We start from the raw sequence: 13,130 nt of genomic DNA, 5'->3' as shown, positions 1-13,130 counted from the left end.
GAAGGAAATATGAGATAATTAATGTATGAATAGGCCATACAAAATACCGGGATAGGAGAGTTTGTATGTTTTCCTTAGTAAACGAATTAAAACAAATTTGCACAGTGTTCCCCATTAAGGAGAAAATTATCATCGTTGATTCACATACGGTTGGCGAACAAATAAATGAGGCGTTTGTGAAAGCCGGGAATCAGGCTGTCAATCTCAAGTACCGTACGGTTTTTGACTTAGCGCAAAATCTAGTGGAATTGAATTCTAATCGGCCTCTGAATATCTTGGATCAAACGGTAGGCGTTCATTTAACCTACACTTTGCTAAATAGTCTGAAACAACAGGGGAGATTGCATTATTTTTCAGGCATGGAAATCACCTCGTCGTTTAGTCATTCGATTTATTCTACGATTCAAACATTGCGGCTATCAGGCTTTACAGCCGGCCGCCTTAATAAGGATGCCTTCATAACGCGGGAAAAAGCAGAAGATCTGGCTGAGATTTTGGCAGGCTATGAGGAAATGATGGGTGATTATCAGTTTATCGATAAGGCTTTGCTATTGTGGAAGGCGATTGATTTTGCCCTCACAGATGAAACAAAAGTGTATATTTTGCAGTCAAACTTGAACCTTTCCGCCTTGGAAGAACAATTTTTAGAAAAAATCCTCCCGGAAAAGAGACACAAGCTTCCGCTTGCACCCGTTTTGGGTGTGAATATTCCTGAACGGACAAGCCTAAGTTCGATCAGTTTTAGCGAACCAGCACCGCTAAGCTATCTTTATCAGCAGGAACAAGCAAGTGGTGATGCAGATTTGACCATTTTCACGGCCAAGACGGAAGAGCTTGAGGTAAAGGAGATCCTTGGAAAAATCAAAAGCGAAAGAACGTCACTTGATGAAAATGTTGTCTATTATACGAGCGCTGATTCTTATGTCACACTTTTCTACCAGCTATCGCAAAAAATGGACATTCCATTGACATTTGGCGAAGGTCTACCAGTGTCATTCAGCAGGCCAGGCCGGCTGATATCCGGGGTGCTTGCTTGGATTCAAGCCAATTACAGTGTTCAAGGCCTGATTGACTTATTGAATGAAGGGCTGCTCGAGCTAAATGATGAAGCCCCTTCCAAAACAAGGATTGCCAAGGTGCTGCGAGACTTGCAGATTGGCTGGTCGCAGGAACGCTACATGAAGCATCTTACTGCCACTATCGAAGCTTTAAATGCCGAGGATGATTTCTATGAAACGAGACTAAGCGAACTTTCATGGTTAAAACAGTGGTTTTCTAGTCTTTTTAAAAAGCTGCCGCCATATGCGTTAACATTGAACTACAAACAATGCTTATCCGGAATTGCTTTTATCCTGAAAAGCCATGGGAAAACAAGTTCCGCCCTTGATGAAATCGCCAAAAATGCCATCCTCGAGGAAATAGATAAAATTATTCCCTTTGCGGATGAAGCATTATCAAGCTATGAAGCAGTAGAAAAGCTTACTGATTTACTGCTGTCCATCCGGGTGAATCAATCACGACCCAAACCGGGGCATCTTCATGTTTCCACTTATAAAAGCGGAATTTACAATAGCCGTCAGCATGTATTTATTGTCGGGCTAGATAACAAAAAGTTCCCTGGAAACGTTAGCGAGGATCCGCTGCTGCTCGATGCGGAACGGGTTAAATTAAATAGCAGCCTGCCATTGTTAAACGACAAGGGGCAGGAAAATCTCTATTTGCTGCTGCAGGTTTTGGCTCAGTCAAAAGGTAAGGTTACTGTGAGCTACTGCGATTTTGATATTAATGATAACCGCGTGGTCAATCCGGCGTTTGTCTTGCTACAGTGCTACCGTATGACGACTGAAAACCCTGATGCTGATTTCAAGTCATTAAAATCCTTACCGACGGCTATTATTGCCGATGATATTTTTGATAACAAGGACTACTGGAATGAAAAATTAATCAGCGATGTCCCTGTAGAAATATCGGACGGGCTTCTGACCCAATTTGAAAATGTCCAAAATGGATGGTCGGCGGAAATGGCACGTCATCGCAACGATTTTTCAGAATATGAAGGACTGGTGCAAATCGATGCAGCGGAGTATGACCCGCGCCTGAATCAGGCCAGAACATTGAGCGCCGGCAAACTGGAAACGTTGGCAAAGTGTCCGTATTCTTACTTTTTAAAGGAAGTCCTCCGAATAAAGCCAATTGAGGATCTTGCCTTTGATGCGAATAAATGGCTAGACCCGGCAACCCGAGGAAGCCTGCTGCACAGCATTTTTGAAACATTTTATAAGCAATTGAAACATGAAAATGTTAAGCCTGTCGTTGCGATTCATTTGGACAAGCTTTTGGCGCTGGCCACGGATTTAACCCAGCAGCAAAAAGAGGTACTTCCTCCTCCAAATGAGCGGGTCTACTTAAGAGAACTCAATGATATTTTGGAATGCTGTAGGATCTTTTTGAAGGAAGAGGAGCGACACAGCGAAAACTATGATGCACTACAGTTTGAATATGCCTTTGGCATAGGGGAGAAGGAGCCTGCGGTGATTACACTTCCATCCGGAGAATTAAAGCTTGCGGGAATCATTGACCGTGTCGACCAATCGCTAGATGGCAATTACCATATTATCGACTATAAAACCGGAAGTTCCTACGGTTATTCAAAAAATGGAGCTTTCAAGGGCGGACGCCAGCTGCAGCATCTGGTGTATGCCTTGGCCATTGAACAGCACCTCGGTTTGAGAGATGGTGCAGTGGAAGAAAGCTCCTACTACTTCCCGACAGTGAAAGGGATGGCCGAGCGGTTTGTCCGCAAGCAAGATGCTACGCTCAGAACAAATGGGCTTACGATTTTGGAACAATTAATTGACATCATCAAGCATGGCCAATTTGAAATGACGGATGACGAAGATGATTGCAAGTATTGTGAATTCAAGCTTGTTTGCCGCAGAGATTTTTATGACAAAGATACGCTGAAAATGAAGCAGTCGAATCAGCGGTTAAAGGGGGTGAGGGCTTATGACTAAGGTGATTATCGACCAAATGGCCCGGGATAAAATTATACACGAGCTTGGCACAAACTTTTTGGTTGAGGCCGGGGCCGGATCTGGGAAAACAACCAGTCTGGTCGACCGGATGGTAAACCTCATTTATGCCGGAACTGCCGAAATCCAGCAGATTGTTGCGATTACCTTTACCAGGAAAGCAGCAGATGAATTAAAGGTCCGCTTTCAGGCGAAATTGGAGGACGCATGGAAAAAAGAGTCCGACCTTGATGCTAAATTTCGCTTGGGTGTAGCCCTGCAAAATATCGAACGCTGCTTTTTGGGTACCGTTCATTCCTTTTGCGCCAAGCTTTTGCGCGAACGTCCGATTGAAACAAAATTGGACTTGACGTTTAAAGAGCTCGAAGCAGGGGATGATGAGGAAATTCTTGAAGAGGCATGGCAGCTTTATTTGCAGACCCTTTTGGATTCAAATTCTGGCCAAATCGACGCGATAGAGGAATTAGGGATTTCCATTGAACAGATGTTGCCATGGCTAAAAGAACTAAAGGAATTTTCCGATGTGGAATGGGTCACCGAACATGTTGCCAAACCTGAATTGCAGGCAGACTATCAAACCTTTATGAATTTAATCAAAGAGGCAAGAAAAGTGGTGCCGGACCAAGAGCCTGATAGGGGTTATGATTCCCTGCAAAAGGCGATTGTCACGGCGGTTCAAAAAGAACGATATATCGATGCCTCACAGGATAAAAATATCATCAGTATTTTTACCTTATTTGATAAGAATCTAAAGCCGACCTACAATCGTTGGCCTTCCAAGGAAGATGCCAAGTTTTATGAAGAAAAAATCGTGACGGCACTTGAGATGAAAATTAAGCCACTGATTCAGGCGTGGAAGGAATATTGCCATCCAAAGATTATATCTTTCCTCAAAGAGGCAGTACAAGCCTATGAGGGGTTGAAAAAGGAACGCTCCTTATTAAACTTTCAGGATTTGATGATGCATACGTCCAAACTGTTAAAGGAAAATGCCGAGGTACGGGGGTACTTTCAAGACAAATACCGCTATTTGCTGGTTGACGAATTCCAGGATACGGACCCGATCCAGGCTGAAATCATGTTTTTCCTGACCGGTGAAGACATCACTGAGAAAAACTGGACCCACTGCAAACCAAGGCAGGGTTCGCTGTTTGTTGTCGGTGATCCGAAGCAGGCGATCTATCGCTTCCGCCGTGCCGATATCGACACATACAACCGCGTCAAACAATTAATCGAGGAACATGGCGGAGAAGTGCTGCAGCTGACGATGAATTTCCGGACCCTGGATTGTGTGACACAGGAACTAAACCCGGTGTTTAAAAATCACCTGCCGGAAGTGGAAACGGTCTATCAAGCCGCATATCGGCCGTTAATTTCATTTCACGAGGACGAGGGACGAGGATTTTCAGGAATTAAGGTGTTGTCGGTACCGGCTGATGTCAAAAAGAAAGATGAGGTCATTTTAAAGGATGCCGAAAATATTGCCTTAACCATTCAGAACCTAATGGATCAGGGGCATAAGGCTAAAGATTTCATGGTGCTGACCCGCTATAATGATGGCGTCGCCACCTACGCACAAATGATCGAAGCCGCCGGTATTCCGGTCAGCATTAGCGGCGAGGTCATCCTTGGTGAAACGAGGGAGTTCCAGGATTTATGGATTCTGTTAAAAGCCTTCCTTGACCCAACCGATGAAGTGAGCTTTGTTGCAGCGTTACGGGGGTTGTTCTTTGGCATCAGCGATAATGAATTGTATCAATGGAAAAGGGCTAGGGGCCGGTTTTCCTTTTATGCAAAGATACCGGAAGCATTGGCTCCTGAAGTAAAGCCAAAGTTTGCGATGGCGCTTGGCAAAATGCAAGCCTATCAGAAGCTGATTCGCAATCTGTCACCGACTGCCGCGATTGAAAAAATAATCGAAGAAGTCGGGTTTTATCCGCTATTATTGAAAAATGGCCGCAGCAAGCGGACCTACAAAAGCCTGCTACAGATTATTGAGGCATTGCGGAAGAAGGAAGGTGAAGGACGTACGTCCTATAAAGCCATTTTCGAAGCCCTGACGGAATTGATTTTTGAAAAAAAGACTGTGGCTAATATGGAAGAAGAGGCAGATGCGGTCCGGATCATGAACATTCACAAGGCGAAAGGACTTGAGGCGCCGATTGTGTTCCTGGCTCATCCCGCCAAATCGGTCAGCCCGGAATCTTTTCTTTCGAAGCATATCAAACGGGAAGACGTATTATCCAAAGGATATTTTACCTTTTCCGTGGATAACGGCTATCAGTCTCGCGAGATTGCGATCCCGGAGGAATGGGAGACATATAAGGCTGAAGAATTGACCTATTTAACTGAGGAAGAAGTCCGAATCATTTATGTAGCCGCCACCCGCGCCGAGAAGGCTTTAATTATCAGTTGTAATGGAAATAACAAGAAGAATCCTTGGAATAGTCTTTTAGCGATGGAAAACATCGAGGAGCTGGAGGTTTCCAAACACGATATGTGGGGAATAAAGCAGGATGGAGTTGAGGTTACCTTAAGCGAGTTTCAGGCGAAAACGGTTAGCAAACTGGCCTGGCTGGAACAAAGCAAAGCGAAAACGTATGACCATTGGACGCCGACGAAGGACAAGGATTACTCGGAGCTTGTGATTGAACGCGAGGCAGGTGGCGGGAAGGACTGGGGAACCTTGATTCATGATGTTTTTGAAAAAGTCGTCCAGGGACATAATGTAGCGAACTATATAAAGCTTGCCATAAATAAATTCGGGCTGCCCGAGGAAAAAGAAGCGGAAGTTCTGACATACCTAGAGAATCTTAAAGTTTCACCGCTTTGGGACGATCTGCAGACTGCCGAAGAAGTGATGACGGAGGTTCCATTCACTTTGAAGGTGGAACATGGCCACAAGCTTTATTCCCTTATCACTGTGAATCCTGAAGACAAACATCCGATCTTTGTCAAAGGCGTCATCGACCTTATTTATAAAAAGAATGGGGCTTGGACGATCATTGACTATAAAACGGATCGGGCTAAACAAATAGAAGATTATCAAAAGCTGCAAGATTTTTACCACAGTCAGCTTGAATTTTACCGGCAGGCGTGGGAAGAACTGACCGGTGAGGCTGTTAGACAACAAGGTCTTTATTTCCTTGCACCGAATCAATTATTTTTATCCAGCAGATAAAAGTAAATGCACGCAAATAAAAATCGGGCCTGTGCCCGATTTTTATTTTTCGCTTGTTATTATCTGGTTGAAAGCTGTCCGCTCTCATAGGCTTCAATTCGTGCACGGACAAATTCCGGGACAGGCCGGGACATTTTTGTTTCCGCATCATAGCTGACATAGATAATTTCCGCCAACAAAATCGGGTCCTCCTCGCCTTCCTTCGTAATCATGCAATTCATCGTCATACTAGAATTGCCGATTTTGGACATTTTGCACCAAATTGTTAACCAGTCATTCAATCGTGCCGAATTTTTATACTCCAAAGTTGATTTTGCCAAAACAAAATCAAAGTCCTCGGCTTCAAAATCCAGTTTCAGGCCCTCCAGAAAATATTCGGTAACCGCTACATCTATGTAGGTCAAATAATGGGCGTTAAACACAATCTTTTGCCCGTCAATTTCTGAGTATCGGACCTTAAGACGATGAGAAAAACGATAATCGTTAACCATAATATACCACCTTTTTATTATTCTCTTAAAATATCATTCTGCACCTATAAGAGAAATCCTCCAAATTTCTGATTTTTCTGCATAAATTAAAATGAAAGAAATAGGATGTTAGTAACCTATAAAAAGTGAATAGAAGTGGGCAAAGGTGCCTTTGATGCAGTTTATAGCTGTATCGGGGCACTTTTTTGTCTTTTGGGAGGTGAACAGATGGTTTTAATAAGACTTCCTGCTTTTGCCTTGGCAAGTCAAATCATTCCCAATGTTGACGAGGGTTTAAGAGATTCCCTTCAGATACCGGAACATATTAAAAGTCTCGCATTGGTGACAAGCTCGAGTGATGATGTTGGCTATACGGCACTGGACGAGGCCACAAAAATGGCCGCCGTCGAAGTGATCTATGCCAAGTCCTTTTATGCGGGTGCGGCCCACGCTTCGGGTCCGTTATCGGGGGAATTCTTGGGGATTTTAGGGGGAGCGACGCCATCCGAGGTAAAGAGCGGGCTTGAGGTTGCGGTCCGGATGATCAACGAGGGGCCGGCATTCTACGCGGTCGATGAGGCAGGTGAGCATGCCTACTATGCCCACACTGTTTCCAGAACAGGAACGTTTTTGTCAAAAATGGCAGGAATCAATCCGGGGGAGCCGCTTGCCTACCTGATTGCGCCGCCGCTGGAGGCCATTGTCGGCTTGGATGCGGCGTTGAAGGCGGCAAATGTAAGACTTTGCGTGTTCTACGGCCCGCCGACAGAAACCAACTTTGGCGGCGGCTTGTTAACCGGAAGCCAATCATCCTGCAAGGCCGCAGCCGAAGCCTTTGCCGAAACAATCAAAAAAATCGCGCTTTCTCCCCATAGTTCGTTTTAGAAGGGAAGGCAAATAAATGAAAACCTATGCCCTTGGAATGATTGAAACGATTGGTCTGACATCGCTGATTCCCGCCTTGGATGAGGCAGTGAAGGCTGCGGATGTCAAAGTGGTCAAGTATGAAAAAGCTGATGCTGGGATTGTTACCGGTTACATGATCGGGGATGTTGCAAGTGTCCAGGCTGCCGTTGACAGCGGGGGGAAAATCGCCAAACAGCTTGGCGGCTTTCGATCCTCGAAAGTGATCGCCAAGCCTGCGGAATCCGTATTTAACCTATTGGAGTTTTTTCGGGTGCCAAAACAGGATAAACGGGATATTTTTCAAAAAATGACTGTCGCCGAGCTCCAAAAAATGGCGCGGGGGATGAAAGACTTCCCAGTGAAGGGGAGGGAGTTCTACAAATTGAAGAAAGCAGAATTAATTGAAGCGATGATAAAAGTCGATCGTCAATTAAACAAGTAATCTAGGAGGTTTTGGGGATGGGAAGAGAAACGTCTGCATTAGGCATGATTGAAACGAAGGGATTAGTCGGTGCGGTCGAGGCGGCCGATGCGATGGTGAAAGCGGCCGATGTCCGGTTGGTCGGCAAGGTCCAGGTCGGCGGCGGGTTGGTCACGGTAATGGTCCGCGGTGATGTGGGCGCGGTAAAGGCGGCAACAGATGCAGGGGCGGCCGCAGCGTCAAACGTCGGGGAACTGATTTCCGTCCATGTGATTCCACGGCCTCATTCCGATATCGAGCTGATTCTTCCAAAATTGGAAGGGTAGTTTTTTAGATGGCACTGATTACGGAAAAATTCCTGCGCAATTTAATGGCACAGCAAAAACTATCAAAGGAGTTCCTGCTTCAGGAGGGAGATAAACTCACCCCTTCGGCGAAAGATTTTTTAGTGGATCGGAAAATTTCGATTGTACAGCCTGGAAGTTCAGAATCGGCTCCACGCTTGAGACTAACGATCCCTGTCGGTGTTTCTAATCGCCATGTTCATTTGACGGAAAAACATTTTCATGTACTTTTCGGTGAATCGGAGGGGTTAACGGAACTGAGGTCGCTGTCGCAGCCCGGCCAATTTGCTGCCCGGGAAACGGTCACGATCGTTGGGCCATCGGGCGTTATACGGAATGTCCGGATATTGGGACCATTTCGCGGGCAATCCCAGGTGGAAATTTCCCGAACCGACGGGTTTATGCTTGGAGTTCACCCTCAGGTACGGCTGTCAGGCTCTATTGACGGAACCTCAGGAATAACATTGGTCGGACCGGTGGGGGCGGTAACGCTGCAGGAAGGCTTAATCGTGGCTAAAAATCATGTTCATATGTCGGGAGCGGACGCACAGCGGTTTGATGTCAAACATGGTGATTCATTGATGCTTGGTTCAGAAGAAAGGAGGGTGATTTTTCAAGACGTGATCGTAAGGGTTAAAGATTCATATATTTTGGATTTTCATGTCGACCGGGATGAAGCCAACGCTGCTGGCTTATCCACTGGTGACAGAGTCGTGGTACTCGGCAAAAATTGCCGCTTCTATTCGCCATATCTAGGGGTGTCGCCGGATGGATAAAGGGAAACTGCAGCTGTTAGTTGAGCGGATTACCCGCGAATTATTGCAAGTGGAATCCCAGCAGAAAAAGGTCCTGTTTATCTTTTGTGACAGCACGGCACATGAGCCATACCGCGACCAACTTTTAATTCTAGCAAACAAGCAAATAGACCATGATCTGTTATTTCTGGATGGGGAAACATCGGCATGGCTGGGAATCCAACAAATTCAGTCCACAGGTGCAAAACAAGTCATTGCTGCTGATGAGTACGCCAAGGCTCCGCTGGAATTGCCTTTGGAGTATGATGCCATTGTGATTCCGGAGATTGATTTGGATAATGCGGCCAGGGTCTGCCAAGGTCTAAAAGGTTCCGTTAAGGCAGAGATTATTTTTTCGGGGCTGGTGTTGCAGAAGCCCATCATTATCGGGGAGGATTCTCCGGGGCTAAAACGTGCCGACCGCCAAACGCTTAGAACGTTAGAGCTGCCACTTTCATATCAGAAAAAGTTCGAGTCTTACAAGCGTGAAATGGCTGATATGGGAATCCGTTTTTCCAAACAGGCCTGCCTTCATAAGGAAATAATGAATCTATTAATTGGTGAAGGCGACGAGGGGCACGAAGACCCATATATATTTCAAGAAAAGGTAATCACGGCGGAGTGGCTGACAAGGAATCTCCTAAACTCAAAGGGATTGTTAGTCAGGGAGGGGGTCATTATTACGCCGCTGGCAAAGGAGTACATCAGGGAAAAAGGGATTAAATTAAGGGTTCTAGGCAAGGAGGAGGACCGTTGATACTTGGAAAGGTTATCGGCAGCATTTGGGCCACGCAGAAGGAAGAAGGCATGAACCAGCTGAAGCTATTGATTATTGAGCCGATCACCTGGAGGGGAGATTCAGCCGGGGCTCCGATTATTGCTGCCGACAGAATCGGGGCCGGCCGCGGCGAACGGGTCATTGTGTCCCGGGGAAGTCCGGCGCGGACGATTTTTCATAAAACCGCCCCGATTGATGCGGTGGTGGTAGGGATTGTCGATTCCCTCGAGGTAGGAGTGAACGATGCCGAAGAATAGCTTTTTAAAGGTGTGAAAAACGTGACGGAGAAGAAGCAGCGCGTAATTCAAGAATATGTACCCGGCAAGCAGCTGACGTTGGCTCATATCATAGCCAATCCCGATGAGGCATTGTATACAAAGCTTGGCATCGGGCAGGCGGGGGCGATCGGAATATTGACATTAACGCCAACGGAAACCGCGATCATCGCCGCGGATATTGCGACGAAAGCGGCTGATATTGAGCTTGGCTATTTGGACCGATTTACCGGGTCGCTGGTGATTTGCGGGACGGTTTCCAATGTGGAAATGGCGATTCAAGCGATAAATCAATTCCTCAGCAGGCAGTTGAAATTTGAACCAGCGGAGATTACTAGGTCATGAACAAAGGAAAAGTGCTGATGATTGGCCCCGTTGGCTCCGGTAAATCCACATTAACGAAGAGACTGCTCGAGGATCCATCGCCTGCTGTGAAAACACAAGCACTTAATTATATGGACTGGATTATCGATACGCCCGGGGAATACAGTGAAAACCCGATTTTTTATCGGTCATTGCTTGCAACAGCATTGGAGGCCCGTGTCCTGTTGGTGATTCAGGATGCAACCAGAAACCGGCAGTCTCTGCCACCGAACTTTGCCCAAGGATTTCCGCTGATACCAGTTGGCGTGATTACTAAAATTGACCACCCTGACGCCAATTTAGCGCTAGCAGAAAAACTGCTGCGGCAAGTCCTGCCGCAACACGCGATCTGCAGGGTATCCTCCCTCACTGGGGAGGGAATCACTGAACTAAGGAAAGCCATTTTTATGCATTTATCTTAAATTAATCGTTCCGTGTTTATCCTATTGGCAGCCCATCCCCGATAATGAATATTAGGCGAATTCCTCGAATACGTATGTAAAAAAGCTTGACCACGGGGGTGGGCGAAGTTGAATACTGAGATGGTGATGGGGTTAACGGGGTTGACTTTGGAGGATAGAAGGTTAATTGAGACTGTTTCTGGACAGCTGCAGCTTTGGGCAGATGTATCACAGGCGGATGTGTTTATTGATTGCCTATTGCCGGATATGGATGCAGCGATGGTCGTTGCTGAGGCACATCCACAAAATGGAGTATCGTTGTACCGGTTGCCTGTAACGGGTGAGATTGCCCTGAAGGAGAACGAGCCTGGGGTGCTATACTGCCTGCAGACTGGGGAGTCAGTCATCGGGGCCAGAGGGGTTTCTCAAGAAAATGTGAATATCCAACAAAATGTAACCCCGATTAAAAACAGCCGCAACGAAACAATTGCCGCCCTCATCATGGAACGAGATATTACTGACATGGTGGAGCAAGAAAAACATGTCGAAGTGTTGATGGAAACCACCGAGCAGTTAGGAGAAACACTGTTTCAGCAGGCAATGACCGAAAGCAAAATTCCATCGCTTATTCATGAGGGGCTGTTGATTTTTAACGCCCACGGGATCATTACTTTTGCCAATGACCGTGCCTACCAGATTTTACTTGAATTTGGCCACACTCTCAAAGTATTGGAAGCAAATGTGAATAACCTTTTCTCCGGCAGCTTTGCGATTGACCAGATCAAAGAGCACGGCGGCGTATTATCCGAGGACTTTCAAAGTGGGAATCTATTTATAAAAATAAAAGCTGTCGGCATCCATCGCGGAAAGCACATTGTTGGAGGAATTCTGCTTATGAGGGACCTGACTGAAATGAAAGAAAAAGAACGGGAGATCATGATTAAATCAGCGGTTATTAAAGAAATTCATCATCGCGTAAAAAACAATCTCCAGACGATTGCCAGTTTGTTAAGGCTGCAGATGAGACGGTCCAATTCCGATGAGGTGGAAAAAGTATTTCGCGAGAGCATCAACCGGATCATGAGCATTTCGATCATCCATGAGATTTTATCGCAGGACGGTTTGGACGAAGTCGACTGCAAGGAAATCTTTGAATATTTGACAAAAGGAATTGTGACTTCGATGCGGTTAAATGATCATATAGTCACCGTAGAGGTAGAAGGAGATTCGCTATTTTTGAATTCTCGGAATGCCAGTTCTCTTGCATTGGTCATTAATGAGTTAGTCCAGAACGCGATGAACCATGCTTTTCTTCATGTTTCAGAAGGCTTCATTCGCATTTTGCTTAAGAAATCCGAAAATGTGATGCAGATTACTGTTTCCGACAATGGCGTCGGCTTTAGTCCGGATTCCGTAAACGGCGGTAACCTCGGCTTGGAAATTTGCCGCACGCTTGTTCAGGAAGATTTAAATGGCAGCATTCGTTTCTCTAATACCGGTAAAGGAACCACCATTGCGCTATCATTTCCCATACCTGAAGGGGAGGGTGATCAAGTTGACCTATAGAATTATGATTGTCGACGATGATCCGATCACCCGGATGGACCTCCGCGAAATGCTGAAAGAAGAAGGCTACCAAGTCATCAAGGAATGCAAAAATGGTGAGGAAGCAGTCAAACACAGTGTGGCACTAGAACCAGATTTAATCATCATGGATGTGAAAATGCCGATACTGAACGGAATCAAAGCCGCCAAAATTATCCGGCAAAAATCTAATGCCGCCATCCTGCTGCTGACAGCCTATAGTCAGCGTGAGTTGATTGAAGACGCCAAGGAATCCGGCGTTATCGCCTATCTCGTCAAGCCTGTGACGGAAGCAGATCTAATCCCGGCAATTGAGATCGCGCTCAGCCAAAAAAAACAATTTGAATGTCTGTCACGAGATTTACAGACCCTAAAGCAAAAATTGACGGAGCGCCGCCAAGTTGAAAAAGCAAAAGGGAAACTGATGAACGCTATGATGCTGTCTGAGGAGGCAGCTTACCGCAAGATAAGGGAATACAGTATGAAAAACAGAATGTCGCTAGGGATGGTTGCAGAATTAATTTTAATGAGTGAAGATGTTTCCCTTAAACAAGATTGGTAGAATTTCTGCTTCTCTAGGA

The 13,130-nt window shown here is 45.8% G+C and carries 13 protein-coding genes; 12 read left to right on the top strand and 1 reads right to left on the bottom strand.

The features are described 5' to 3' along the window. Nucleotides 1-65: 65 nt before the first annotated feature. Both AR334_RS27620 and AR334_RS27615 read left to right on the top strand, forming a co-directional pair. Complete coding sequence (locus AR334_RS27620) at nucleotides 66-3,014, top strand: PD-(D/E)XK nuclease family protein (protein ID WP_066321769.1); 2,949 nt, start codon at nucleotides 66-68, stop codon at nucleotides 3,012-3,014. Further along, nucleotides 3,007-6,213, top strand: coding sequence for an exodeoxyribonuclease V subunit beta (locus AR334_RS27615; protein WP_066321767.1), 3,207 nt, complete (start codon nucleotides 3,007-3,009; stop codon nucleotides 6,211-6,213). The genes AR334_RS27620 and AR334_RS27615 overlap by 8 nt, the downstream gene beginning before the upstream one ends. Nucleotides 6,214-6,272: 59 nt before the next feature. Here AR334_RS27615 and AR334_RS27610 read toward each other — a convergent pair whose 3' ends face one another. After that, nucleotides 6,273-6,704 (bottom strand): thioesterase family protein, encoded by a 432-nt coding sequence (locus AR334_RS27610; RefSeq protein WP_066321765.1) that lies wholly within the window; start codon nucleotides 6,702-6,704, stop codon nucleotides 6,273-6,275. A gap of 207 nt (nucleotides 6,705-6,911) precedes the next feature. On the opposite strand from AR334_RS27610, the gene eutL reads away from it, so the two are divergent. The 10 genes from eutL (at nucleotide 6,912) to AR334_RS27560 (ending at nucleotide 13,111) form a co-directional block, all read left to right on the top strand. After that, nucleotides 6,912-7,568 carry an ethanolamine utilization microcompartment protein EutL gene (eutL, locus tag AR334_RS27605; RefSeq protein WP_066321762.1) on the top strand — a complete coding sequence of 219 codons (657 nt, stop codon included), beginning with the start codon at nucleotides 6,912-6,914 and terminating at the stop codon, nucleotides 7,566-7,568. Between the two features lie 16 nt (nucleotides 7,569-7,584). Next, nucleotides 7,585-8,031 carry a BMC domain-containing protein gene (locus AR334_RS29230; RefSeq protein ID WP_082693142.1) on the top strand — a complete coding sequence of 149 codons (447 nt, stop codon included), beginning with the start codon at nucleotides 7,585-7,587 and terminating at the stop codon, nucleotides 8,029-8,031. Between the two features lie 17 nt (nucleotides 8,032-8,048). Continuing rightward, nucleotides 8,049-8,336, top strand: coding sequence for a BMC domain-containing protein (locus AR334_RS27595; RefSeq protein ID WP_066321758.1), 288 nt, complete (start codon nucleotides 8,049-8,051; stop codon nucleotides 8,334-8,336). Between the two features lie 8 nt (nucleotides 8,337-8,344). Next, nucleotides 8,345-9,130 (top strand): phosphate propanoyltransferase, encoded by a 786-nt coding sequence (gene pduL / locus AR334_RS27590; protein WP_066321756.1) that lies wholly within the window; start codon nucleotides 8,345-8,347, stop codon nucleotides 9,128-9,130. Beyond that, on the top strand, nucleotides 9,123-9,905 hold the full coding sequence (locus AR334_RS27585) for a hypothetical protein (RefSeq protein ID WP_066321753.1): 783 nt from the start codon (nucleotides 9,123-9,125) through the stop codon (nucleotides 9,903-9,905). The genes pduL and AR334_RS27585 overlap by 8 nt, the downstream gene beginning before the upstream one ends. After that, the gene (locus AR334_RS27580) at nucleotides 9,902-10,183 is read left to right on the top strand and encodes a EutN/CcmL family microcompartment protein (protein ID WP_066321748.1); all 282 of its coding nucleotides are present in this window, start codon (nucleotides 9,902-9,904) and stop codon (nucleotides 10,181-10,183) included. The genes AR334_RS27585 and AR334_RS27580 overlap by 4 nt, the downstream gene beginning before the upstream one ends. 21 nt (nucleotides 10,184-10,204) lie before the next feature. Beyond that, nucleotides 10,205-10,546: an ethanolamine utilization microcompartment protein EutS gene (gene eutS, locus AR334_RS27575; RefSeq protein ID WP_066321747.1), complete on the top strand. Its 342-nt coding sequence runs from the start codon at nucleotides 10,205-10,207 to the stop codon at nucleotides 10,544-10,546. Continuing rightward, nucleotides 10,543-10,986 carry a EutP/PduV family microcompartment system protein gene (locus tag AR334_RS27570; RefSeq protein WP_066321746.1) on the top strand — a complete coding sequence of 148 codons (444 nt, stop codon included), beginning with the start codon at nucleotides 10,543-10,545 and terminating at the stop codon, nucleotides 10,984-10,986. Before eutS ends, AR334_RS27570 begins: the two co-directional genes overlap by 4 nt. Nucleotides 10,987-11,094: 108 nt before the next feature. Next, nucleotides 11,095-12,531: a sensor histidine kinase gene (locus AR334_RS27565; protein ID WP_253701381.1), complete on the top strand. Its 1,437-nt coding sequence runs from the start codon at nucleotides 11,095-11,097 to the stop codon at nucleotides 12,529-12,531. Continuing rightward, entirely contained in the window at nucleotides 12,521-13,111 is a 591-nt protein-coding gene (locus tag AR334_RS27560; RefSeq protein ID WP_082693141.1) for an ANTAR domain-containing response regulator, read from the top strand. The genes AR334_RS27565 and AR334_RS27560 overlap by 11 nt, the downstream gene beginning before the upstream one ends. Nucleotides 13,112-13,130 lie beyond the last annotated feature (19 nt).

It is taken from the genome of Bacillus sp. FJAT-29814 (genome assembly GCF_001510715.1).
Classification (GTDB): domain Bacteria; phylum Bacillota; class Bacilli; order Bacillales; family Cytobacillaceae; genus Neobacillus.
The sequence above is the reverse complement of the archived record's forward strand: the minus strand, read 5'-3'. Positions and strand labels throughout refer to the sequence as shown.